Here is a 25,046-nt window from a genome sequence, read left to right on the forward strand (position 1 = left end):
AACCGGAAGGCAGGCCTCACCAATCCCCGCTGAAGACCATGCCTTAGCGTATGCGACAGCGAATATTGTGGGAACAACGGGTGGATTAGACTCAGGATGTTTTACTAAACGGATTGTAGATTACCAGATCCGGCACCTGATCAAAATCCCGCTCGTTCCGGGTAACGAGAGTCGCATCCAGAGACAAGGCAGAGGCAGCGATAACTGCATCGGGAAGGGTGATATTTACCCTCGTACGGAGATCAATGGTTTTCTCCGCAAGGGTATCAGTAAGAGGAAGGCACTGGGCACAATCAAGAAGATGTCGTGCCTGGGCAAGTCCTTCAGGAGTATGATCTTTCCAACCGAGAAGTTCGATACGGGTGATGATTGAAATGTTAAAAGATTCCTGAAGAATCTGGTCAATGACCGGTTTCTCGTTGTCAGGAATTGCACCCGCGAGATAATAGATGAGGATATTGGTATCGATCAGATAGGTGGTCATCCGCGGTTCCACTCACTTCGGAGAGCCCGCGCTACTTCCTGTGGATTTTTAATCCTGTCACGGTATATCCCGTAATAATCCTGCGGATTGCATGGTGCAAGCCTCGGCTTTTGCACCTGAAGTGTCCGCTCCCAGAGTTCAACGGGTATTATGACGCTTTTCTTATGGCCGCCGGCGTCATAAACGTACTGGATTTCATTCATTGTACCATCATTATTCCCACAAGAGAATATAGTTTTCCCGGTTCTGCTGAAGCCGGGGGCTGGCCGGTCTCTTTGTAACAGCCCAGCCCTGAACCGGTCATCGCATGCCGTTTGACAATTGCACGGTACAGGAACGGGCACCGGACCGGGCAGGTACCGGAGCGTGTCACTTGTGTCACATTGATGGCATTTTCCGGGATCTTTTTTCTGTACGATTTTCTCGTAAGACTTTCCGGAAAAGGGGGTTAAAGTGACACAAGTGACACAGAGAGAGTGGGCCCCACCCGTCCCCGCTGAAACCCGGGGGCTGGCCGGTCTCCGCGTAACGGTCCAGCCTTGAGCCGGTCATTGCATGCCGTTTGACAATTGACCGGAACAGGAATGGGCACCGGACCGGGCAGGTACTGGAGCGTTTGGGAGAGTGTGCAGTACCGGAAGGGGCAAAGGGAGACCTGTGGCCCGGAACCTCAGGGCACTTAGGGCACATAGAGGGCATTTTCGGTAATCTTTTTTCTGTACAATATTCTCGTAAGACTTTCCCGAAAAAGGGGTACATGTGCCCTTAGTGCCCTGAGGAAAAACCCGGAACAATTTGCATTATTCCCCATACAGCATCGGATCTGGCCGGTGCCGGCGTTTTGGGGCTCGGAGAAATGTACTTACCGGACCTTTTGGAAAAGTGAACGGTACCGGAAAGGGCTCCGGCCACTCCGGAACCGGACGGCCCGGGCCCCACCCGTCCCCTCCGAAACTCGGGGGCTGGCCTCCCTCGCATAACGGCCCAGCCTTGAGCCGGTCATCGCATGCCGTTTGGCAATTGTCCGGAACAGGAACGGGCACCGGGCCGGGCAGGTACCGGAGATTTTGGAAGAGTGAGCGGTACCGTTCCGGGCACCATGGACACCATTTTCACGATTTCCGGGATCTTTTTTATGTACAATTTTCTCGTAAGACTTTCCAGAATAACCGGAAATGGTGTCCATAGTGTCCAACTCGTGGATACCGGATGAATGTAGGGCACTAGTGGAGAGGGACAACTAAACTTGTAAATACTGTTCTGAAGGAATGCCTCACAATTTTAAATGTCATTGACCACTAGTGCTTTTGAAAAAATTTTAGTTAAAAAAAATCCAACCGATTTCCTTTAAAAGTCAGTCATAATCCTGAACAAAGTCGATTTCTTCCTTATCGATCCAACCGGTGAACTCATCGGTTCCGTGACCAACGGCCCTGCCGGCAGTGACCGCACAGCAGTCAGGGAGAATACCGGCCCCTACCTGATATGGGGTCGAAAATCATCGTTCTTATTCCGGGAGGATATCTCCAAAACAAAACCTTTAAAATAAGCAAAATTTCACTGTCCGGGTATGATCGGCGGAGCGATTACGCAAAGACGAGTGTTCATGGGTATTTGTGCGGTACTGGTAACGGCTGCATTGCTGGCAGCGGCCTGCACGTCATCCGTTTCACCATCCGACTACAACAAAGGCTACGCAATCGGGCTCGAAGCCTACACCTACGGCCTGCCCCTGCTCGTGACCAACACCACGTTTGCAACCATGACCAGCATCGATGTCTCGAACGGTGCGTTCGGTCCGGTCAACCAGTTCAATAACGTACGCACCCTGAACAACCCGGGAAGCACGGTGGTCGTGGCGCCGGGAGCGAGTTCGCTCTCGTCGATCGCGTGGCTTGACCTGAGCAGGGAACCGCAGGTCCTCCACGTGCCGGAGGTACCGGACCACTTCTTTGTCCTCGCCCTGATCGACCCCTACACCACGAATGTCGCAAACTTCGGCAGCGCGAGCCATACCGTGCCGGGCGATTACGTCATCGCCGGCCCCGGCCAGCATGCGGTGCCGATCCCGGCAGGGACCCACCGGGTCGATGTCAACTACAGCCGGATCTGGATCATCGGGTCCACCCAGCTCAAAGGGAGCGGCGATATCCCGAATGTCACCCGTATCCAGGACGGTTACACCTTAACGCCCCTCAGTAAGTACGGCACGGACTACCGGCCCATAAACGCAACCAATCCCAATACCACCGTCCAGGTCGCCACGATGCCGGGCGGGCTCGCGTTCTACGACATGCTCGGGCAGCAGCTCGTGATGTTCCCCCCGCCGGCTGCTGACCAGCCCGCGCTGGCCCGGTTCGCGGAGATCGGGATCGGACCCGGGATGCATCCCTCGCAGAACACGCACCTGAGCAAAGACACCATCCGGGGCATGGAAGACGCCGTGGCCGCCGGTCCCGGGCAGATCAAAAACGACACCGTCTCCCTCTTCCTCGAAAGTTTTGACAAGCACAACGGCTACCTGCTGGGAGGCTTCGGACAGTACGGGACCAATTACAAGCTGCGTGCAGTCATCAGCCAGATCGGTCTTGGTGCCTTCACCCCCGACCAGGCAATCTATGCCCTCAGCTGGGCGGACCATGACAAGATGCCGCTCGACGGATCGAAAAACTATGTCCTGCACATGGCCACTGCTCCGACCGGGGGCGAGAGCTGGACGCTGACCGTCTACACCCTTCAGGGGCAGATGGTCCCAAACCCGATCAACCGGTACCAGTTCAGCGACACCTCGGCTCCGAATGTCAACCCGGACGGTTCGGTGGACTTCTATCTCCAGGCCACGCAGCCCACAGACCCGGCAAAGATCGCCAACTGGCTCCCGACTCCTCCCGCCGGGCAGGGATTCGAGGTCATGTGGCGGCTCCTGGGCCCGAACCCGTCCGCAATTCCCGGCATCCTCGACGGCACGGGCTGGCAGCCGCCGGCCATCACAGCGGTGCCGTGATAGGCGACGAAGGATGAAGTCCCCGCATCCCGACTAAAAAAATTTGGGGTCTTCCCTGCCCTCTTGTGGGGAGGGGGCCCGGACACCCTCCGGGACGAACATCCCCGAAATGAGACGTGTGACAGGATAAAAAAATCAACAACAACCTTTTTTTTTAGGATTTGTAACCGGTGCCTGACCATTGTTCTGGTTCAGCGAACCTCCGGACCCCCACAATTCCCAAAAAAAAGGGTACAAAGTGACGCACTAAAGAGTTTGGCCGGTGCCGGCGTTTTTGGGGCTCGGAGAATTTCACTTACCGGAACTTTTGGAAAAGTGAGCAGTACCGGAAAGGGCTCCGCTACTCCGGTACCGGAAGGCCCGGGCCCCACCCCCTCCGGAACCCGGGGGCTGGCCGGGTCTCCGCGTAACGGACCCAGCCTTGAACCGGTCATCGCAGGCCGTTTGGCGATTGCCCGGAACAGGAACGGGCACCGGGACGTGAATGTACCGGAGATTTTGGGAGGGCGAACCGCGGAAGAAAGGATATTGCCGATCTACAATCCCCGGTATGCCACACTCCGGTGCCGGATATAGATCACCGTAACTTCGCGATCCACGTGAAGTACCTGATAGATCACACGATAATCGCCAACGCGAATCCGGTAAAGATTTTCTGCACCGGCAAGTTTGTAAGCATCGTGGGGAACCGGTTCGTTCACCAGATTCTCAATATGATCAAAAATATGCAGGACGATTTCTTTGGGGATTTTCCGGAGATCTTTTTCTGCGCTCTTTTTAAAAGAGAGTGAATACGGTTCCATGAACCCTGCTCACATTACGCGTTTCTTCAACTCGGCAAGGCTTATCGTACCTTCGTCACGCCGCTCGGCAACCATGGCAAGATCATGAAGATCTTCCTTGAGGTGCTGGTATTCGGCGAGCGGGAGGATGACTGCGACCTTATTGCCGTTCTCATCGACAACATACTGTTCAACAGCACTCATAGGAATTCCTGATTGTACGTTGTATTCACCTGATGATATAATCGCTTTTTGTTGCAGTCATCAAGACCATTCTCATCCACTCAAGGCAGCTGCGAATGCTACTCCGGAACCAGAAGGCCCGGGCCCCACCCCTCCGAAACCCGGGGGCTGGCCGGTCTCCGCGTAACGGCCCAGCCTTGAGCCGGTCATCGCATGCCGTTTGACAATTGTCCGGAACAGGAACGGGCACCGGGACGGGAAGGAACCGGAGATTTTGGGAGAGTGAGCGGTACCGGAAGGGGATCAGCTTCTCCTGAACCGGAAGGCAGGTCCGATCATCCCGCCTTCGCCCTAACCCTTATTCTCCCAAAAAACGAACCAGTACCTATTGTGAAAAAAGCGTTTCTCATTCTCATTATTATCACGTGCATCCTCATGGCCGGATGCACCAGCACAACCCCAACCGGCACGAACTCTCCCGACACGAAAACCACGCAGGCAATTGTCGTGAACGAGTCCATCCGGCCGGGTGACGATTTCTACACGCACGTGAACGATGCATGGCTCAGAAGCCATCCCATCCCGGCAGACAAGAGTGCCTATGGATCCTTTTACGAACTGATGGACAAGGTTGACCGTGATCTCCTTGATCTCTCCCTCAAAGCGGAGAATGTTTCATCAAAGAACGGGGACCGGAACCTCACCCTCATCGGGCAGTTCTACCGGTCCGGGATGGATACCGCTGCGATCGAGAGCGCGGGAACCCATCCCCTCAAAAGCGATCTCGCGATGATCGACGCCATCAGTTCCCGTAAGGACCTGACGAATGCAACCGTCACTCTCCTGGCAAAGGGATCCGGGCCATTGTATTATTATTTCGCCGATTCAAATCCCCGGAACAGTACCGAGATAGTTCCCTGGTTCTACCAGGGCGGACTCGGGCTTCCGGACCGGGACTATTACCTGAGAAACGACACAGAGAGCAGGGGACTCCAGGATAAATACCGGGCTCATATCGCCAAAGTATTTGTCCTGATGGGCGAGCCGGACCAGCAGGCAACAACGGATGCAAAGACCGTCTACGCTATGGAAGAGACCCTTGCCCGGAGTCATTTTACGTCCGAAGAGAACCGGGTTCCTGCAAAGACCTCCAACATCTATCCGCTCAAGGAGCTGGAAGAAAAATATCCGGCCATCGGGTGGGATTCCTTAAGCACTATCCCGGGTTCGGGACCGGTCAGTATCGTAGAGGTCTACCAGCCGCGGTACGTCGAGGGATTGAACACGCAGCTCCAGACCGCACCGCTTGAGGACTGGAAAGTGTACCTGCGGTACCACCTCGTCGATGGTTCATCCCGGTATCTCAGCGCACCGTTCGAGAACGAGAGTTTTGCATTCTATTCAAAGACGCTCTACGGAACCGAAGAGATGAAACCCCGGTGGAAACGCGTCATTTCTACGGAGAGCAATTCTCTGGGTGATCTCGTGGGCCGGGAATATGTTGCAACCTATATCGATCCCCGGACACGCGGCATGGTGACCGGGATGTTCTCCACTATCAGGAAAACTTTTGACGGCCGGATCGAAAACCTGACCTGGATGGGAAGCGAAACAAAGGCAAAGGCCCGGGAGAAACTTGCCGCCATGGGCGAGAAGATCGGGTATCCCGACCAGTGGATGGATTACTCGGGTCTTGAGCTTTCGGACTCGTATGTCAATAATGTCCGTTCTGCATCAGCATATTCCTTTATTCACGGGCCCGATGGACTCGATAAGATCGGACAGCCGGTGAACCCGGACAACTGGTTTGTAGCACCCCAGGTCGTGAACGCATTTTACGACCCGACAAAAAACGAGATGGTATTTCCTGCTGCGATCCTTCAGCCCCCGTTCTTTGACCCGAACGCAGATCCCTCGCAGAACTACGGAACTATCGGCTGGCTTATCGGCCACGAGATGACGCACGGCTTTGATGACCAGGGACGGCAGTACGACAAGGACGGGACCTTAAATGACTGGTGGACGCAGGAGGACGCGAAGAATTTCAACAACCGGACGGCCATGCTCGTTACCGAGTACAACGGATTCGAAGTTCTTCCCGGGCTCAACCTGAACGGGAACCTGACGCTCGGCGAGAATATCGCAGACTTCGGGGGCCTGACCCTGGCATACCATGCCTGGAAGGAGAACAAGAACCCGTCATCAGGAACGGCAGCTGTCAGTACATCAGATCGGCAGTTTTTCATTAGTGCGGCGACCACCTGGAGAGAGAATGACCGTGACGATACAATACGCCTCTGGACCCTGACCGATCCCCACAGCGCACCCAAGTACCGGGTGAATGGTGTTGTCTTCAATATTCCTGAGTTCTACGAAGCATTCCCGGAGATCCTGCCCGGGGATGCATTATACTGGAACGTGACCGATCGGCCGGTCATCTGGTAACTTTTTTTTTAGAAAACTGCGAAGAAATGTAAGTGCCGGCGCTTTTTTAGACTCGGTTAAATTCACTTACCGGACCTTTTGGGAAAGTGAACGATTCCGGAAAGGGCTCAGCTACTCCAGAACCGGAAGGCCGGGCCCCACCCGTCCCCGCTGAAACCCGGGGGCTGGCCGGCTCTCGCGTACCGGACCAGCCTTGAACCGGTCATCGCATGCCGTTTGGCAATTGCCCGGTACAGGAACGGGCACCGGCATGGATGTCCATCAAAAGCGTGTCACTTGTGTCACTTTGAAGGCATTTTCCGGGATCTTTTTTCTGTACGATTTTCTCGTAAGACTTTCCAGAAAAGGGGGTTAATGTGACACAAGTGACACAAGACTGATTGCGGAAGGGTTTGAGCCAGTTCCGGAAACAATCGCGGGGGCACATGGGGCACATTGAGGGTCATTTCCGGGATCTTTTTTCTGTACAATTTTCTCGTAAGACTTTCCGGAAAATGGGGTCTAAGTGCCCCATGTGCCCCCCATGATAGTAGAAGCCGGGCCCCACCCCTCCGAAACCCGGGGGCTAGCCACTCTCGCGTACCGGACCCAGCCGGGAGCCGGCGATCGCATGCCGTTTGACTATTGCCCGGAACAGGAACGGGCACCGGGACCGGGCAGGTACCGGAGATTTTGGGAGAGCGATCTATTGTCTGGAGAGCGAGGGTTTTTCGTGAAAAAAACAAAAACAACCGGGAAGAATTATCGCAGACCCTTCACCAGCAGTTCCATCCGTTCGATAAATTTTCCGGCCTCTGCCACAGATTGCCGGACTTCCTGAACGGTCGGGCGGGCATCCAAGCTGTACTGATCATCATGCCGCAGTCCCCTCATGTGATCGAATTGCAGTACCCACTCATCTTCCAATAATCCCCGTTCCCGGTAGGATTCGAGATACACCCCGATACAATAATGACTTTTTTCCCGGACCCCGTCACGGTATAAAACCGCCCGGGCCGCATGGAAATATCCCATATAGGCTGCCATAAGTGCTGACCGGAGCGCATCTGCATCACAGTCATACCCGGCTTCGGTTACCCACTCCCGGGCCTGTGCAAGTGACTGCATCGCCTTATCATGTGAGGCAGCAACCTTTCGCAGGAGTCCGCGTTCGTAACATTCATCAAGTCGTGTCAGGTGAATCACCTTCGAGCGTGATCGCTTGTTTCACAAACGACCGGTAAAATGGTTCATCAGAATCTTTCATGCCGGCAATCTTCTCCCGGGTGAGAACCAGGACATGGACTTCAGCGGAAAGTGCACGCGAGATATCCCGCTCCAGCTCTGCAACCATAATTCCTGTTGGCAGATTTTTTGTATAAACCCAGATATCGATATCGCTTTCTTCCGTGTTTGTCCCTTCAGCCCAGCTCCCGTACAGGCCGATGCCGGAAGCCCATGCCGGTTTTTTGCCCACCGCGGTGATCCGATCAATATTCAGGAGACGTTTTATCGCAACGGTCAGCGGGGAAAACTTCAACTGGTACGTGCGGTCGTTCTTCTCCAGGAGTCCGTCGCGTGCGAGCTGGGCAAGATACGGGGACACGAGTCCTTTTGACAGCCCGGTCTTTGATGCGAGCTGCTGCACGGTGCAGGAAGGTACGTTGAGAGCAGCATGGAGCAGGGTTACGCGTTCTGCTGTCCGGAAGAGCGCTGAGAGATCATGCAGTTCGTTCATAGTTCCTGAACAATAGGTTCACGTTTCATGAACAAAATGTTTGTGATCCGTGAACAACTATGGGCGCGATAGTGCCATTCATTGTCTGCGAGAGAGGTGATCAGCCTTGTTACCTGGTAAAAATATCTCCGTCGTAGAGGATCATGATCGCGTGGATAATTCTGTTGGCAGGACCTGATTTAATTGCACAAAATTGAGAATTATAGATCCCCTTTTCCAGAAAAAGCCCATTTTGAGGGATTCAGACAAAAATACGGCATATACTAGCCTGAAAAATATCCCTAATAGATCCTTTTGGATGGCAAATCTCCCTTGAGATGCCCTGAAGTAGGCACTCAAGGCAAAAAACCCCCTTTTTGAGGCCCGGAACAAAGTCACCTCACGTCGAACACCGACGTTAATTTCACGATACATTCCGGACCCCCTGTTCATGCAATTCTTCCAGGAGTTTTCGATCGAACAGGGGGTGATCTTGACCAAAACGGGGCTCAATTTGGGCGTTGTTTGGGAGTTTTGGGGGAACGGAGGCCGTTTAAGTGCCCGATTGGAGAGGTTGTTAAGTCTAAAAAACGGGGGGTTTCAGGAGAGGCAGGGGGGGTTTGTTCTGATGGGATCGTGTGAAATTTTTATTTCATGATCCGCTTGAAATTTTCCCGGCAAAGTCTGCTCAAAAGTGTTCAATCAAAGTCCGGTTGAAAATTTTCAGGCAAGGTTTGATTGATCGACACGCGTCTTTCAAGCAGGGGCTGATGGGTCGATTGAAATTTTCCGGGCAAGGTTCGATTTATTTTTTTCAACCAGAGTCTGCCTGGAATTTTTCAATCAAGGTCCGGTTGAAAATTTTCCGGCAGGGTCTGATGCATTTTTCCCGCACGTCCGCACGTCGCAGAGGGACCTATGGACGCACATTTCAATCAAGGTCTGGTTCATTTTTTTCAGACAAGGTCTGCTCAAAAGTTTTCAATCAAAGTCCGGTTGAAAATTTTCAGGAAAGATTTGATTGATCGATACGCGACTTTCAAGCGGAGGCTGAGGGGTCGATTGAAATTTTCCGGTCAAGGTTTGATTTATTTTTTTCAACCAAAGTCTGCCCGGAATTTTTCTATCAAGGTCCGGTTGAAAATTTTCCGGCAGGGTCTGCTTAATATTTCCGGCCCGGCCCCCACCCGTCCCCTCCTAAACCCGGGGGCTGGCCAGTCTCCGCGTAACGGCCCAGCCGGGAGCCGGCGATCGCATGCCGTTTGACTATTGTCCGGAACAGGAACGGGCACCGGGACGGGCACGTACCGGAGATTTTTGGAGATAAACACAGTCTTTATGATATTCGGATAGGAATACAAACCCATGCGATTGTTTCAGTTACTTGTATTCATCTTCCTGATACTTGCTGTAAGTGTCTGCGGGTGCACGACCCAGTCACCTGCGCCGGTCCACACGACACCGGCAGCTGCTGTCCCCACAACACCCACAGGGTCCGGGGACTGGAAATTTGTTGTATTCGCAGATTCCCCCGACCCGGCGGGGAACACGACAACCGGTGTCAGTCCGGCCCTCATCCCGATTGCTAAAGCAATCGCCGCGGAGAAGCCGGACCTTGCCCTGTACATGGGTGACCTGGTCAACGGGTGGGAATTAACAAAGGCGTCCCCGATGGCGGGCAATTACACGGGTCAGTTCGAAAACTGGATGAAATACGTTGCTCCTATCCACAATTACACTGACGGTACCGGAATCCCGCTGTATGTAATCCGGGGTAACCACGAGGACGGCCCGAACCAGACTGTTATGCCCCTCCTCGAGGCCTATCGCGCCACTGCAGCTGCCGGTATGCCGTCAAACGGCCCGCCCGGTGAAGAGAAGCTGACATATTCAGTCACGCACAAGGGTGCAAAATTTCTCCTGAATGACAATTATATTGCACACAATGGTAAGAAGGAGACGGTGAACCAGAGCTGGGTCAACGAGCAGCTCACGCAGGATACCCGGCCGTTCACGTTTGTCTTCGGGCATTCTCCCGCATATGCTGTGGTTAACGATACTAAAGAGAATGATTACTCCATCGACACGCATAGAACAGAGCGTGATATCTTCTGGAAGAGCATGGTTGACAACAACGTATCTGCCTATTTATGCGGGCATGCCCACCTGTATGTCAGGAGCGAATCTCAGGGTGTCAGGCAAATAGTCAGCGGGAACGCCGGGGCACACGCGATAGCATTCGATCCTGCAAATGTGGATCCTGCACTTACCCTGGAAAACCCGTTAAAGACAATCGCCAAGGATGACCAGAGAGTCGGCTATCTTGTCTTCACGGTCCATGAAAGTACTGGGACGTTTGATGGTGTTGAGAAACAGTTGAACCCGTTGACCGGTTTGTGGGAAACCGGGGATACGTTCACTCTCAAAGCCCGGTGAAACAACCGGGCACCTGACCGTTTTTTTTAGTTCTCATAAAGGGCTTCTTACTTTTTTCCGAAACATGGCCCCACCCGTCCCCCCCGAAACCCGGGGGCTGGCCGGGTCTCGCGTAACAGCCCAGCCCTGAACCGGTCATCGCATGCCGTTTGACTATTGTCCGGAACAGGAACGGGCACCGGACCGGGCATGTGCCGGAGATTTTGAGAGAGTGAGCGGTACCGGGGGGCACATGGGGCACATTGAGGGTCATTTCCGGGATCTTTTTTCTGTACGATTTTCTCGTAAGACTTTCCGGAAAATAGGGTCTAAGTGCCCCATGTGCCCCCAATGAGAGAGGGCGGGCCCCACCCACCCCTCCGAAACCCGGGGGCTGGCCGGTCTCCGCGTAACGGCCCAGCCTTGAGCCGGTCATCGCATGCCGTTTGACAATTGCCCGGAACAGGATCGGGTACCGGGGTGTGTGGGTACCGGAGATTTTGGGAGAGTCTGCGGTACCGAAAAGGGCTCAGCTACTCTGGTACCGGAAGGCAGGCCCCACCCGTCCCCGCTGAAACTGGGGGGCTAGCTAACTGGTTGACTGTAGGATCATTGGCACCGGTGAAAGATTGCCTGATCCCTTAATGAGATTAAAAAAATTATTTTGTTGGTGAATTTTGAGAGGATGTATGGGGAACTGCCTTATAGGTCAGATATCCAGAATGACTGATACCAATGAGGAATAAAAATCCTTCATCGAATGGAGGCATTGTCACGATCATCGTGGTCTTTGCCAGGAGAAGTGTACTGATAGCAAATGCATAAATCAGAACGATAATGATTGTGAAGAAAAACATCTGGATTTTACTCAGATCCAATATCGCACCATTACCGGTTTCATCCCCCTTAAATAAATCAGAAACCCGGGCATACGCGGGTGTTTTGTAAGAGAGGATTACCCCTTTTGAGATAATCTTTCCCGTTGAATACCCTTGGTTGCCCAAACGCGAAAGAGTAGTTTGCTTTTCACTGGGATCTCCTCGCGTCTCCTTTTTTCCATTTAAAATCAGCGAGGATCCCACGAATGATGTGGTGCTGATTCCAATCAGTATCCATAACTCCGGGGGGATAGTGATTAAAAGAGGACTGGGGTTATTATTGATAACATTTGAAAAGGCGATGGTAAAAATGCTGGAGAGAACAACAATGGTCCACAATGTTAATTGTAATCGGGACAAACTCATTTTATTTCGTCCATCAATGATGAATCCAAATAATCGCCCGGTAACACCATGACCGATTGCAATAATCGAGAGACTGATAAGCAATAAGACAACAATCCAAGACGCAAAACGATTAACCGGGGTTACAAATAATCCAACTACCACCAGACTAATAACCAAGATAACCATTGCAATGGTATGCCAAAAAGTCCATTTTTCATTGTTCATTATCTCACCAATTAATGATTCATTAAAATAGATATAACTAATATTCTATACAGGTTTCTATAATTCGGTAGGGGGTAAACAACCAGATTGGATGACATGAGACAACAATAAAAATTCATATCCATACCTATGACGGAAAATTAATATTCAGAAAAAATATAATACAAATTGCGTGTAACCCACGCGAGCCGGGTATAAATCTTCTTTAGATGAATGATGAATAGGTCATTGATTGCAAAGATGAGTAATACCCGGGTTTGATTATATACGATCTTCGTACGTTCTTCTGCAGCCCCTTCTAAATATTTTCCTATCGGGATTTACTTGGCATCCTTATGAATACAACGAGGGGAGGCATTTTTTCTCATAATTCAGATCGTGTTCATCAGCAAAGAAAATACAAATTTAATTCACTCATATATCAGGAATGAGATAGGGCGTGTAGATCAATTTTTGAAATCCGGGCAGAAAGATGAAATTGTCACGATTTCCGGGATCATTTTTATGTACAGTTTTCTCGTAAGACTTTCCGGAAATAAGGGTATATCTGCCCGGAGTGCCTGGAAAAATATTCCGGCAATTCCGGCCCGGGCCCCACCCCTCCGGAACCCGGGGGCTGGCCGGTTTCGCGTAACGGCCCAGCCGGGAGCCGGTGATCGCATGCCGTTTGGCAATCGACCGGAACAGGAACGGGCACCGGACCGGGCAGGTACCGGAGAGTTTGGGGGAATGGGCGGTACCGGAAAGGGTTCAGTTACTCCGGAACCGGAACGATTGCCATAGGTTACGGTGCGATCACCGAGATACAATCGACCCGGGAAAAATCACGATCATTGGTTACGAGATGATCAAGGGCATAATGCGTGCAGCTCGCTGCATGGAGAGCATCGGAGAAGAGGAGACCGTACTTTTGTGAGAATGCAAGAGTTTCATCCAGAAGTGGAGCAGTATCAAGAATGATAATCCCATAATCGTGGAGCACTTCCCGGGTTACATCGAACGGGAGAGAAAAATCCGCAATCCGTTCCGGATTCTGTTTCAGGAATGTAACCGCTTCTTTCGGCTGCATGCCTTTTTCGGTGTACACCTGCATGAGCAGGACTTTGTGGAAGAACTCATCGATGACGGTGCTGTTGACATGGCCCTTCACCACACCATTCCGCACCTTTTCGAGCAGCTCTTCACAGGCAGGAGTGAACCGGGTAGTAGTAAAAGCGTAGATGAGAATATTGGTGTCAAGAAATACGGAACAATCCTGAAGGCCGGAGATCTTCATCAATAGAGCTCTTCGATATCGGTTTCTGCGATCATCATGGCGAATTGTTCCGGGACGGGGATCTTGGTCCGGCCGGTTTTCTTTTTCAACCGTACAAGGACTTCGTTCTGACCGTTTGCCAGCGGGTGATCGAGGATGATCGTGCGCCCGTCAACCATTTTTCCTTCGACAGTAACCGGCATGTTCGCTCCTTTGGTATTTCATATATTACTGCTCTGGTATATCTGCTTCTCTCTCTCCGGATGCAGTGGTCTGTCATCCAGCCCGGGCCCCACCCGTCCCCTCCGTAACCCGGGGGCTGGCCGAGTCTCTTTGTAACGGCCCAGCCTTGAACCGGTCATCACACGCCGTTTGACTATTGAGCGGTACCGGAATGGGCTCCGGCCACTCCGGAACCGGAAGGCCCGGGCCCCACCCGGCCCCCTGTGCAGGTGCGCCGTCAGCAGGATCAGCATTCAGCACCGGCTGTTGTCGCGGTAATGCAGGGACCTGCAGGCACCAGCCGAGCCACTCCTTCACAACTTCAGACATGCGGGTCATGCTGAAGGCTCTGCAATATTCTGTCTTTTTTCAGCCCTTCAGGCAGCTGGCCGGTTTTTGTGTACAGGTAGAGGCATACGATGAGGATTTCTGCTAAAATCATGGCCGCTGTAAAGATGAGGTTGAGTGCGATATCCCCGGAAAGACTACGACCGGGAGCCACCGGGTTTGTAATTATCGCCGGGATGAGGCCAATAAATCCCATGATGAAGAACGCCAGGATAATGGTTGTGAGTCCGCCGGAGATCTCCCGCCAGTACGTCCGGACGATCCCCGCAGAACCGACTATTGCCTCACGGAGACTCTTCTCCTCGAACAGAAAGACTGGAACTACAAACAGGGTCAGCATGTACACGGAAACGAGAAGGATCGATCCCCCGATCTCCAGGATTCCCCCGGGGTACCAGACACGTGCAGATTCAATAGCGGTCTGAACAGTGGTGATGAGGAGTGCCCATGCGGCAATGGTCCGCAGGTGCAGCCAGGCATTTGCCAGACCCTCATGGACAGTCGGGATCCGGCCCGCGAGAGTAACCGATACAACGGTGAACAGGCTGGCGACCACAAATGTTCCGAGCAGGTGGCCGGCAAAACTCGTTGTGAAGATGAGAGATAGCCACGATAAGGATCCCTTCGCAACAATGACAGAAGCTGAATTAACCATCGCACCACTCCCGGTCATGAGATCGATAAGATACTGCGTTCCAATCTCCATCTCGATCGTCAGACCGGTCAGAAGGGAAAAAATAAGGATGGCAGTGTTCTTCCGGATAAGGCCCACGCTCTCCTTCGCAAGATCGAATCCCCGGCCGAACCGGCCGGGCGCGTGGGCATTTGTACCGGTTTTCGGAGATTTGTCAAACGACGGAGGGATTGTGCCCTCTTGTGCGTACGCATAGAGTCCGAAAAGGAAGATACTCCCCAGCAGTGTGAGAACTGCCATTTCGATGACCATTATCGCACCGAAGATGAAATACGCATCGACGCGTTCGGGTGGAGTGAATGGCGAACCGCCCGCCGCTGAAGGTACAACCCAGACGAGCACGAGTGCGAAAAAGATCAGGATGGATACCAGAAGATAGAGAAGTGCCCCGGTGATAATTTCAACCCATAACCGTTTCAGCCAGGATACGGATCTATCCACACTCGCGGAAAAACTCTCAGTTTCGAACGCAAGGATAGGGATAACAAAGAGGGTTGAAATTGCAAAGACCAGCTCAAAAACACCTGCCATCCCGCTCAGGATCCCGGCTGGGATGGACCCGGGGAAAAACGCCCGGAACGTCGGGGGAATGATAGTCGCGACTGTAAGAATGAGGATGTACCCGTACGCACGAACCGTCCGCTGTGCGGCAAACGAGAGGCTTTCCCGGAGATCGATCTTCCTTCCACGGGACGTCTCTCTGACAGAGTACATAATGCCGATAGTGATCATGACTCCCCAGCATTCAACGATCAGGCCAAGCGAGATGACACAAAGAAGCCACAGGAATGTTCCCTGGGCCGGAAGGATCCCTGCACCAACGGGGATACCGCTGGGGAGGGGGAGATCCTGAAGGGTGAACTGCGCAAAGAAAAAAAGCGCCAGGATCGCAGCAAACAGCGAGTACCATACAAGGCTCATATTTTCCCGGAGGATCCGGAAACTTCCCATGAACAGCAGTAATCCCCGGTTTCTCCTCCCGGATCCAGAGGACGCTCCCGGTTGCGGGATGTCGTGAATGGAGTGTGGGAGTTCTGTCGGTACTACTGACGGTGCTGTTCTCAGGGTACCCGCGTTCGGGCACCAACCGAGATATGACATAATTCTTTCTGCGATCTGCATAATTTATTTCTTCGGATTAGAGAAGGGGGGCATATTCATCGGGGATTTCATGGACTCTTTTACCTAACAAATCCCGGAGGGTCTGTCTGAGTTCAGGCGAGAACGGGGTAATGACAACAACACTCTTGTTTCCTGTTGTGACCACTAACTGGAAGGTTACATGATACCGGGCATTTGCGGGTTCGACAGGATACAAACCGAAAAGAAACTGAGGCCGGGAATAGCGGCCATAGGTGTTTACCCACGTAATGGTGATCTCTTTGATCGTATCCAGAGGAATTGCGTTCGTATCAGGTTCCGCGATAAATACTTCATCAGGATCCTTCTCAAGATACTGTCGGATGAGATTTTCCTGTTGTTCCCGTAACACGGAATCGTTATCGCGGGCGCCCGATTGTTTCGTTGCCGGCTTTGCCTGATTGGATTCCGTAAAAAATACTCCAGCAACCGGATTTGCCTGGAGGAATGCATGCGGGACGGGCATGATGATCATCATGGAGCTGGTTATGAACATCAGGCACCAGCGATTTTTCCGGTTGTCGCCGGTCTTTTCGAAACAGTCAGTTACATGAAGGAAGGGGCCCTGGAACGACAGCCTGTCCGCTTTCAGGACCGGTTTCACATCCGGGCACCAGCACAGATCCTGTTTCAATGGCGATCCAAAGTTCATACCATCGCCTTCACTTTCGTAAAAAGTTCCTCGGCCATCTTTGTCGGGTCGGCTGTTTTCTCGATCCGTATGCCGAGCTCAGTTGCATAATCCCAGAGCAGCTCAATACATTCAGTATACCGCTGGCAGGTGCCGCAATTGCCCTCATGATCGTACCATACCTGGACCCCGTGCTTTTCGGAGACGAAGATAATTGCAGCGGTCTGGAATGGTATCGACCGGCCGAGCAGGATTCCCCGTTCTGCATTGATCTTTTCTATTGCGATCTGATTTGCATGTGCCATCTCCAGGAGTGCCGATTCTATCTTCCCGTCCATGACAAGAAGGGCCTTGGACACGGCTTGCCGGGAGATCCCCAGCACGTTCGCAATAACAATATTGGGAGAACCGTTGCGCCGCATCTTCCAGAATCCGAACTGTTTGTCGTTCGTTGGCAGAAGCATTGGTCAATGTATGAATGTTGACTATATAAATTTTCTTAAAATTGCCCATGTCCCATAAAATAACGGAAGCAAGGTGTCAGGATCTCTTTCCCACACCCATCCCTGTAATCATCCCGACCCCATAATGCTGGGCGGTCCCCAGGTCCGCCACCCGGGCCAGCACATGTTTGGCCATGACGATAATATCAGCCGGGACGTGAATCTTTGAATCCATAACGCAGGTAGTTCCGTTGGACGCTACAGGTTAAACCGATAAAGATAATAATGCAATAATTGAACTCTGGTGCTATGCAGAAGCGATGGTTCCTGACGATATGCCTCCTTCTCATTGCATGCGTAATCCTGACCGGTTGCCTGGATTACCTCACCGGAACCTGCCCACGGCACTGGACCAACGAGACCATCTCCCCATCGCCAAACACCACAATCAACCTGCGGGTCGACACTCTCGGTCCCGCTCCAATCACGGTGCTGGACTCGGATTCGGATGTGATCAGAATCGCGGTGAATTACTGTGCGGACCCTGCCGTAAAACACCGGGAAACCAAAGAACGACTGTATATCAATGCATTTGTTACATCACCTCACGATGCAACACAAAATGTCGTGGCGGATATCCTCGTGTCCCTGCCGGCGGATACCAATTATACCCTGAATATCTGGAACCAGCAGTATACCCCGGTGACAAACCGGTATACCAGCGGGAACCTCACGCTCTGGACAAATCATGGAGACCACCTTCCCCCTACTCAGATCAATGACCTCGGGCTGACACGACCATAGCTGCTGTATTCAGACCTTTCTGTTATCGTCTATTTCCGGCCCGGCCCCCCCTGTCCCCTCCGAAACCCGGGGACTGGCCGGTCTCCGCGTAACGGCCCAGCCCTGAACCGGTCATCGCATGCCGTTTGGCAATTGCCCGGAACATGAACGGGCACCGGGACGGGCAGGTACCGGAGCGTGTCACTTGTGTCACATTGATGGCATTTTCCGGGATCTTTTTTCTGTACGATTTTCTCGTAAGACTTTCCGGAAAAGGGGGTTAAAGTGACACAAGTGACACAGAGAGAGTGGGCCCCACCCATCCCCGCTGGAACCCGGGTGGCTGGCCGGTTTTTTTTGAAGGGGCCATCCGTGAGAGGCAAAGTTAACTTAAAAAAAGAATTTTAGTGTAGTCCATGAGCACTGTTATTTTTGTTTTAAAAATTTTGGTGATTTCCTCAGGTCTCTAATCTTATACCAACCACCTGCACTGAAAAATGCTATGATCAATATACAAATTATGTAAACGAAGAATGAGACTAAATCATTTGGACGGATAATAACAGTGGCAAAAATGATTATCAAAGGGAAAGCAACAATATCAGGTATTGTAACAAGTAATAATTTGTAAAGCGGTTTAGAGTAGAGTAGATCTAAATCAACTGGAGAATTCGCATCTTTAATAGTACCTTTAATTTCAATATCCTCAGCTATTTTACCGGAATGTATTACAATTATTTCTGCTCCATCTTCTTTTGAAAGATAATCAAATGAAATGTTTGAATATTTATTATCAAAAACGGGACTTACTACTAATGCGTTTGCAAAATTTGAATATTTATTTACAGCCACAATGAAGATTTTGACATTTTCCTTTGCTTGAATACGAAGTGGATCTATTGTTGAAATATCGGTTTTATCAATTCTGTCATTTCCATTATTCCAGAATCGGATTATTGTTGATGATAAATTTTGTATCGTTTCACCATTGTATAGAATATTTAATCCGGGAAAAAACGGAATATTATTAGTAATTATATTATTATTTGTTCTTGTAAAAACGGGTTTTTTCTTCTTGATACTGACGTAGCCAAAATATAAAGTTCCAATCAATCCTAAAATACCAATTATATATCCACTACTTTGCCAAATATCAAAATCCATAAATATTTTTGCAATTTTAACACGAAAAAGATACCTTATCTGATATGTCTTTTTTTATTTTCAAACAGAGTCTGATCAGAATTTCCTGGACCGAATATAGTTAATAAATTCCGGAATCGATTACTGGCCGGTCTGAATGCGATGGCGGTTCAGCCTTGAGCCGGTCATCGCATGCCGTTTGACAATTGCCCGGAACAGGAGCGGGCACCGGACCGGGCATGTACCGGACCTTTTAGGAAAGTGAGCGGTACCGGAAAGGGCTCCAGCCACTCCGGAACCGGAAGGCCCGGGCCCCACCCATCCCCGCCGAAATCAGAGGGGGCTCAGCTTAAGAGATAGACAAGGGCTGCTCCCATATCTCCCCATCTGGGTCCATATTAGCCCCGGATTGCATCATTTCCGGCACCCGACCGGCCAGTTCCGGTGATTTCCCGGCCAGTTCTTTTCAGGAAATCTTATTTTAATTCCTGATGGGGAAACGGGGCATTTTGAGAGGAGATAAACCGGCCAGTACTGTGCAGTTTGGATTGAGGAGAGCCGATAGCCCTCTAGGGCAGGAGATTATGAGGCAGGACGGGAAAAAGAACCCCGTTTTGGGGAGCGGATATTCCGGTAAGAGACCCAGGGAGACCTGTACTCCGCTCATCTCACTTCTCCGTCGGAGACCCGCTTCATGAGCACGAGTCCGGGCCTCCAAAATGACAGTAATTCATGAAAAAACGACACTATTGTTTTTAAGAAATCGCATATCGAGCCCCGTTTGGCTGGATTGCGGGGTTAACGGGCTCTAAAAAAACCGCTAATAGCATCAATTGGATGGGCGATCGTTTTTCGGATTAAGAGGAGTTGGTGGAAAATGAAATGAAGGCCTGTTTTGGGGTCCGGGTATTCCAGGTCCCGGCCCGGGCCCCACCCCTCCGAAACCCGGGGGCTGGCCGGCTCTCGCGTAACGGCCCAGCCTTGAGCCGGTCATCGCATACCGTTTGATGATTGTCGGGAACAGGAATGGGCACCGAGATATAGCGGATGGGGATAGCCGATGATTAAAATGAATAACATAAATAAGGTTCTGAAAGAATGATCTTTCAAGACAATTATGATTATTAAAAAAATATCAATCAAAAATTTTCGCTCTTATGGTAATGAACCCTTTACTCTGTCTCTTTCCCCAAATACGAACACTTTGATCGGCGAAAATAATGTAGGTAAAACAACAATTTTTGAAGCTTTGAAAAAAATTCTTATTTTAGATAGTGGATGGGATAACGAAGATTTTTTCGTCCGAGATGGGACGAAAGAAATGAAAATTTCTATTGAATGCATTCTTGATAATGAGCAGATTCGGAGTATCATAAATACATATCAATTGCCGTACAATGAGGAAGAATTTACATCCAACCTATCAAATGAGTTGGAGTACACATATACGAGAATTTTAGGTCAAGTTTATTTAGGAATTAAAATTGGGTTTTTAGAAATTGAAAATGGGATAGGACATATTGAACCTTTTGAGAGAGACAAGGGATATGCCGTGATTGGGTGGCATCAAATAATTGAAGAGTTAAAAAGAGATAAATCAAGATCTCTGAAAACAATTTGTGAATCTCTAATCGAGGTACCAAAGAAGAATAACCCCGGTTCTCACTACGGAATTAATTTTCAAACAACTGATCTTCTTAAATCAGTTATCTCGATAATCGCTTCAAAAACTATTATCTTAGAAGAGTTCCGGGAAAAACCACAAATTAAGGCAAATAAATCACTCATTAGTCCAACAGGAAGGGATCTTGCAAATATTTTAGATGGCTTGAAGAATGGTCCTGACGAATTCCGGAAAAAATATGCAGAAATTCAACGACAATTCCAAAATCTATTTCCTCATCTCAAAATTGAGTTTTTAGGAATTGATGAAAATAAAAAAATTGAGATTCAAAAAGGACCCATTTTCTCAACAACAAATTACATCGGTTCTGGTGTTCTTCAGACATTATTTTTATTGACCCATATGATTACACATCCGGATAAAGTTCTCTGCATCGATACGCCGGAAATACAACTTCACCCACATGTTCAACGTCGGTTAGGAAAACTTCTCCAAACTTCTAAAGAGGTTCAAATTATCCTAATCACTCACTCACAATATTTTTTGCCAATCTCAAAAGATTCAAGACTTATCCGATTCATCCAAAGAGATGGGAATACAAAAGCAATTTACCCTTCAGAAGGATATTTCACAGATTCGGATTTCAACATTTATGATCAAATCCTTACCGTTGACAACAAGGAATTTTTCTTCTCCCGATTGGTGTTGCTTGTTGAGGGATTATCAGATCAATGGGTAATGCAAATTTTTTCATCTGCGGAAGGATTTGATCTTGATGAACATGGGATTAGCATCGTTTCTGTGAATGGGAAAACAAATTTTTTACGTTATCCTAAGATTCTTGAGGGTTATCAAATTCCTTGGATTCTTATGGCCGATAAGGATAAGAAAGGAGAGATTTTACCAATCCTGGCTCAAGTGAAAAAACAATATCCTGAAAGGAAATCATTTATGTTACGAGGTGAAATCGAACATTCATTAGACCGGGATTTCATTATTGAAGGTAAACGAATATTCGGTGACGGCAACGATAAGAAGAATAAGCCGCTCATCGCTCGATATGCAGCAAAAAAAATGATTGAGACAGGAAAATCAATTCCTGACGAAATTAAAAAGGTAATAATGGCATTAGAAGACGAAAACGTGTAATTTTCGATTGCGGGAAAGCCCCGGAATATTGGGGAAGGGGATAACATCAGTACCTTCGGTGAGAGGAGAGGAATGTCCCGACTCCGGTCTGTTGGAACCCGGGGGCTGGCCGGCTCTCGCGTAATAGCCCAGCCTTGAGCCGGTCATCGTAAGCCGTTTGACAATTGCGGGTACATGAACGGGCACCGGACCGGGCAGGTACCGGAGATTTTGGGAGAGTGAGCGGTACCGGAAAGGGCTCAGGCCACTCCGGTACCGGAAGGCCCGGGCCCCACCCGTCCCCTCCGAAACCCGGGGGCTGGCCTCGTACTCGTGACTGGGCAGCCGTGGACTGATGAGCGTGGGGCGTTTGGCAATTGCCCGGAACAGGAACGGGCACCGGGACGGGCATTATTTCTCTAAAAATGTTGTGTTACAATTTTCGGAATGATTTGAAAACCTTTTTCGTCTTCATCATTTCAATTGGATATATGTCAGGTTTATTTGAATAAAGAAATCATCATATATATCATGAATGACGGGAATAATTAGACCATTATGAGATTGGTTCAAGTTAAAATTGAAAAACTTTTTTATAAATATGATATTGTTTTGCCTTTACATATCGAAGACAGAATCACAATTATTCATGGCCCTAACGGTAGTGGCAAGACAACGATTCTTGAATTTTTGAATAATTTTTTCAAATTAAATTTCAAAGATTTATCGAAAATTCCCTTTGCAAAAGCATCTTTAAGTTTTGATAATTCTCAAACAATTCATATCTACAAAAATTTTCTTTATGCAATTGGTTTAGATAATTGTGATAATTTTAATGAATTGATGCATTATAAGAAAATTTTGAGTGATGAGCGTTTTGTAATTATTATTGAATCATTAGAAAAAATAGGGGATATCGATAATAAATTTTTTTTTATTACGAGAAATGGTTCGGAAAAAATTATTTCGAATTTTGAAAATAATCAAGAGAACTTTGAAAATTATATCGAACAATTATCATCTGAAGAACAAGTAAAATTACAGAACGAAATTCTAATCAAATTAAAGGATATGGAGTACCTCCAAGAACTTGACGAAAAGAGTAAACAATATTATTCAAATTTCGTTATCAGAAAATTTCTTGAAAAAGATGATGATTCTCAAAAAAATCGCAATATTTTCGAGAATGAATTAATGCGTTATCGCGATTTTCAATTGAAACTAGAGAGTAATTTACAAGATACTAAAAATCTTACTCCCGAAATGAGAATTGCATCTCAACATGAGATAAAAGTTGTTCGAATGAGAATCGAAGAAATCGAAGATAAATTGCGAAGACAAATATTTAGAGATCGACATCGACAAACGACACTTAATAATAGAAATTTAGCTGAATTTCAATATACTATCGAAAATTTTCTCTTTAGATTATCGAAAGATATTCGTCCTCTGCTAATTGAGTCTCAAAGGCTACAAGTTTTCAGTAGAAATCGACTGAGATCTAATAATGATATCGTTATCAGAGGTGTGAATATTTGTGCTGAAGAATTAAAAAGCCAAATGGCTGCCGCTGAAAAGGATTACAATATGGCGTCAAAGGAGCGCGACCAAACGTTCATGAATATTTTAATGAAGGGAATTCTAAGCAATGGAGCAGTATCAAACACAATAAAAGAGGATTTTGAAGATTTGCGTAGCTTACAAGAACATTTGGCCGAATTTGGACTTTATAAACTAGAGAAAGATATCACTAGCCATTATTCCATAAATGATATTGATTCAAAACCGGATGCAAGAATTGCATTAGATTTGTACATTAAACATACTCGAGAAAAACTTGACCTATACAAATCATTGGATAGCAAAATGAAAAATTTTCAACAAATCATATCAGATCTTTTTGTAGAGAAAAAAATTTTTTTCTCTCCTGAAAAGGGATTTTGGTTCATTGATACTCAAACAAATATTGAAATTTCCCCTGAGAAACTTTCATCCGGTGAACAGCATATTGTCATCTTATTTTTTAAATTCTTATTTGAGGTTCCTGAAAATGCACTTGTTTTAATTGATGAACCTGAAATTTCGTTACATATAGGATGGCAACGAAAATTTGTGGTAATACTATCAGAGATTGTAAAAGTGAATCCAATGGACATTATAATATCAACACATGCCCCGGCTATCATCTCCGATCGAGATGATTTGATGGTGAAAGTTGGGGGAGGGTTTTAGTGGATATCTGCGATAATCGTAATCCTCTCAAACCCACTCCACACGAAATCCGAACTGAAATTCAACTTCAAAGGGAAGATCAGTTGTATAAGGGATCGTTTATTCTTGTAGAGGGGAGTCCAGATTCACGACTATATAAAAAATTTTTTGATAAAAAAAAATCATCGCCAATTATTGCATGTGGTAAAGAGAAAATAGTTGAAGTTTTTTCATTGCTTACAGGAAATTATAACGGCATTATTGGTATCGCTGATGCAGATTTTGATCATATTTTAGATAAAAAAAATCTACATAACAACCTTTTTTTAACAGAATTGCATGATATCGAATCGATTATTATTCGTTCAAATGCCTTGGAAGCAGTTCTTTCTGAATATGCCGATGAAAAAAAAGTTGAAGAATTTGAGGCTCAAAATAAAAAAGACCTTCGTCAGATACTTCTTGACAGCTCATTATATCTTGGATATTTACGACAGTATAACGAATTTCATAAAAAATATTGGGATTTTAAAACATTACCTTATAGTCAAATAATTTCAACTGAAACATTTGAATTAAACAAAAAAAATCTACATAATGAATTACAAAAAATAAATCTTCAAAAACCCATTAATGATGCACTATTACAAAGATTATCTGATATCTTCGATGAAAAAATTGACGATCCTCAAAATTTTGTTAAACGAGGAAAAGGGGAACCTTGGCAAATGTGTAGAGGTCACGATCTTGTTGCCATTTTATATCAAGGTTTTATCAAAAAATTTGGTACTGATCAGAGTAAAAATTGGAAAGACATCAGATCATTAGAGGAGGTGTTACGGATAGCATATAACGAACATTTGTTTAAACAAACTGGGTTGTATGAATCAATCCGACAATGGGAAACACAAAATATTCCATTTATTGTTTTGAAAAATGAAGAAATCGAAGTATAGGTAAGATG

Annotated in this window: 26 protein-coding genes; 10 read left to right on the top strand and 16 right to left on the bottom strand. The window is 48.3% G+C overall.

Annotation, left to right across the window (positions count from 1 at the left end):
- Positions 1-91: 91 nt before the first annotated feature.
- Genes WC593_07260 through WC593_07270 form a run of 3 tightly spaced genes read right to left on the bottom strand, consistent with a single transcriptional unit; the run spans position 92 to position 866 of the window.
- The gene (locus WC593_07260) at positions 92-484 is read right to left on the bottom strand and encodes a type II toxin-antitoxin system VapC family toxin (protein MFA4824943.1); all 393 of its coding nucleotides are present in this window, start codon (positions 482-484) and stop codon (positions 92-94) included.
- A complete protein-coding gene (locus tag WC593_07265) occupies positions 481-687 on the bottom strand; it encodes a hypothetical protein (GenBank protein ID MFA4824944.1) in 207 nt (68 codons plus the stop codon). The genes WC593_07260 and WC593_07265 overlap by 4 nt, the downstream gene beginning before the upstream one ends.
- A complete protein-coding gene (locus tag WC593_07270) occupies positions 684-866 on the bottom strand; it encodes a hypothetical protein (protein ID MFA4824945.1) in 183 nt (60 codons plus the stop codon). The genes WC593_07265 and WC593_07270 overlap by 4 nt, the downstream gene beginning before the upstream one ends.
- A 624-nt stretch (positions 867-1,490) precedes the next feature.
- On the opposite strand from WC593_07270, the gene WC593_07275 reads away from it, so the two are divergent.
- Together WC593_07275 and WC593_07280 are read left to right on the top strand one after the other, a co-directional pair.
- A complete protein-coding gene (locus tag WC593_07275; protein ID MFA4824946.1) occupies positions 1,491-1,697 on the top strand; it encodes a hypothetical protein in 207 nt (68 codons plus the stop codon).
- 357 nt (positions 1,698-2,054) lie between these two features.
- Positions 2,055-3,488 (top strand): DUF1254 domain-containing protein, encoded by a 1,434-nt coding sequence (locus WC593_07280; protein MFA4824947.1) that lies wholly within the window; start codon positions 2,055-2,057, stop codon positions 3,486-3,488.
- A 536-nt stretch (positions 3,489-4,024) separates the two neighbouring features.
- On the opposite strand, the gene WC593_07285 is transcribed toward WC593_07280, so the two are convergent.
- Together WC593_07285 and WC593_07290 are read right to left on the bottom strand one after the other, a co-directional pair.
- Positions 4,025-4,291, bottom strand: coding sequence for a type II toxin-antitoxin system RelE/ParE family toxin (locus tag WC593_07285; protein MFA4824948.1), 267 nt, complete (start codon positions 4,289-4,291; stop codon positions 4,025-4,027).
- 9 nt (positions 4,292-4,300) lie between these two features.
- Positions 4,301-4,474 carry a type II toxin-antitoxin system Phd/YefM family antitoxin gene (locus tag WC593_07290; GenBank protein MFA4824949.1) on the bottom strand — a complete coding sequence of 58 codons (174 nt, stop codon included), beginning with the start codon at positions 4,472-4,474 and terminating at the stop codon, positions 4,301-4,303.
- Positions 4,475-4,666: 192 nt separating this feature from the next.
- On the opposite strand from WC593_07290, the gene WC593_07295 reads away from it, so the two are divergent.
- Entirely contained in the window at positions 4,667-6,898 is a 2,232-nt protein-coding gene (locus WC593_07295; GenBank protein MFA4824950.1) for a M13 family metallopeptidase, read from the top strand.
- Between the two features lie 741 nt (positions 6,899-7,639).
- On the opposite strand, the gene WC593_07300 is transcribed toward WC593_07295, so the two are convergent.
- Positions 7,640-8,083, bottom strand: coding sequence for a HEPN domain-containing protein (locus tag WC593_07300; GenBank protein MFA4824951.1), 444 nt, complete (start codon positions 8,081-8,083; stop codon positions 7,640-7,642).
- Positions 8,061-8,615 (bottom strand): nucleotidyltransferase domain-containing protein, encoded by a 555-nt coding sequence (locus WC593_07305; protein ID MFA4824952.1) that lies wholly within the window; start codon positions 8,613-8,615, stop codon positions 8,061-8,063. The genes WC593_07300 and WC593_07305 overlap by 23 nt, the downstream gene beginning before the upstream one ends.
- A gap of 617 nt (positions 8,616-9,232) precedes the next feature.
- Here WC593_07305 and WC593_07310 point away from each other — a divergent pair.
- Positions 9,233-9,619 carry a hypothetical protein gene (locus tag WC593_07310; GenBank protein ID MFA4824953.1) on the top strand — a complete coding sequence of 129 codons (387 nt, stop codon included), beginning with the start codon at positions 9,233-9,235 and terminating at the stop codon, positions 9,617-9,619.
- Between the two features lie 340 nt (positions 9,620-9,959).
- Entirely contained in the window at positions 9,960-11,030 is a 1,071-nt protein-coding gene (locus tag WC593_07315; protein MFA4824954.1) for a metallophosphoesterase, read from the top strand.
- A 638-nt stretch (positions 11,031-11,668) separates the two neighbouring features.
- On the opposite strand, the gene WC593_07320 is transcribed toward WC593_07315, so the two are convergent.
- Entirely contained in the window at positions 11,669-12,460 is a 792-nt protein-coding gene (locus tag WC593_07320) for a hypothetical protein (GenBank protein MFA4824955.1), read from the bottom strand.
- Positions 12,461-12,964: 504 nt separating this feature from the next.
- Here WC593_07320 and WC593_07325 point away from each other — a divergent pair.
- Complete coding sequence (locus WC593_07325) at positions 12,965-13,243, top strand: hypothetical protein (protein MFA4824956.1); 279 nt, start codon at positions 12,965-12,967, stop codon at positions 13,241-13,243.
- Position 13,244: 1 nt separating this feature from the next.
- On the opposite strand, the gene WC593_07330 is transcribed toward WC593_07325, so the two are convergent.
- From WC593_07330 to WC593_07360, 7 genes are all read right to left on the bottom strand, one after another.
- Positions 13,245-13,736: a PIN domain-containing protein gene (locus WC593_07330; protein MFA4824957.1), complete on the bottom strand. Its 492-nt coding sequence runs from the start codon at positions 13,734-13,736 to the stop codon at positions 13,245-13,247.
- A complete protein-coding gene (locus tag WC593_07335; GenBank protein ID MFA4824958.1) occupies positions 13,736-13,918 on the bottom strand; it encodes a hypothetical protein in 183 nt (60 codons plus the stop codon). The genes WC593_07330 and WC593_07335 overlap by 1 nt, the downstream gene beginning before the upstream one ends.
- A 73-nt stretch (positions 13,919-13,991) precedes the next feature.
- Positions 13,992-14,267, bottom strand: a complete 276-nt coding sequence (locus WC593_07340; protein MFA4824959.1) for a hypothetical protein — start codon at positions 14,265-14,267, stop codon at positions 13,992-13,994.
- Complete coding sequence (locus WC593_07345) at positions 14,260-15,900, bottom strand: DUF6159 family protein (protein MFA4824960.1); 1,641 nt, start codon at positions 15,898-15,900, stop codon at positions 14,260-14,262. The genes WC593_07340 and WC593_07345 overlap by 8 nt, the downstream gene beginning before the upstream one ends.
- A 217-nt stretch (positions 15,901-16,117) precedes the next feature.
- Positions 16,118-16,771 (bottom strand): hypothetical protein, encoded by a 654-nt coding sequence (locus WC593_07350; protein ID MFA4824961.1) that lies wholly within the window; start codon positions 16,769-16,771, stop codon positions 16,118-16,120.
- Positions 16,768-17,214 (bottom strand): hypothetical protein, encoded by a 447-nt coding sequence (locus tag WC593_07355; GenBank protein ID MFA4824962.1) that lies wholly within the window; start codon positions 17,212-17,214, stop codon positions 16,768-16,770. The genes WC593_07350 and WC593_07355 overlap by 4 nt, the downstream gene beginning before the upstream one ends.
- A 76-nt stretch (positions 17,215-17,290) precedes the next feature.
- Positions 17,291-17,428 carry a hypothetical protein gene (locus tag WC593_07360; protein ID MFA4824963.1) on the bottom strand — a complete coding sequence of 46 codons (138 nt, stop codon included), beginning with the start codon at positions 17,426-17,428 and terminating at the stop codon, positions 17,291-17,293.
- Positions 17,429-17,502: 74 nt separating this feature from the next.
- Here WC593_07360 and WC593_07365 point away from each other — a divergent pair, with 74 nt between their 5' ends.
- Entirely contained in the window at positions 17,503-17,997 is a 495-nt protein-coding gene (locus tag WC593_07365; GenBank protein MFA4824964.1) for a hypothetical protein, read from the top strand.
- Between the two features lie 405 nt (positions 17,998-18,402).
- Here the strand turns inward: WC593_07365 and WC593_07370 are convergent, their stop codons facing one another.
- Positions 18,403-19,140, bottom strand: a complete 738-nt coding sequence (locus tag WC593_07370) for a hypothetical protein (protein ID MFA4824965.1) — start codon at positions 19,138-19,140, stop codon at positions 18,403-18,405.
- A gap of 1,096 nt (positions 19,141-20,236) precedes the next feature.
- Here WC593_07370 and WC593_07375 point away from each other — a divergent pair.
- The 3 genes from WC593_07375 to WC593_07385 all read left to right on the top strand — a co-directional run bounded on the left by WC593_07375 (position 20,237) and on the right by WC593_07385 (position 25,038).
- On the top strand, positions 20,237-21,892 hold the full coding sequence (locus WC593_07375; protein ID MFA4824966.1) for an AAA family ATPase: 1,656 nt from the start codon (positions 20,237-20,239) through the stop codon (positions 21,890-21,892).
- Positions 21,893-22,429: 537 nt separating this feature from the next.
- Positions 22,430-24,103, top strand: a complete 1,674-nt coding sequence (locus WC593_07380) for an AAA family ATPase (GenBank protein ID MFA4824967.1) — start codon at positions 22,430-22,432, stop codon at positions 24,101-24,103.
- Entirely contained in the window at positions 24,103-25,038 is a 936-nt protein-coding gene (locus WC593_07385) for a DUF4435 domain-containing protein (protein MFA4824968.1), read from the top strand. The genes WC593_07380 and WC593_07385 overlap by 1 nt, the downstream gene beginning before the upstream one ends.
- The last annotated feature ends 8 nt before the right edge of the window (positions 25,039-25,046 follow it).

Source organism: Methanoregula sp., from assembly GCA_041645435.1.
Lineage (GTDB): Archaea > Halobacteriota > Methanomicrobia > Methanomicrobiales > Methanospirillaceae > Methanoregula.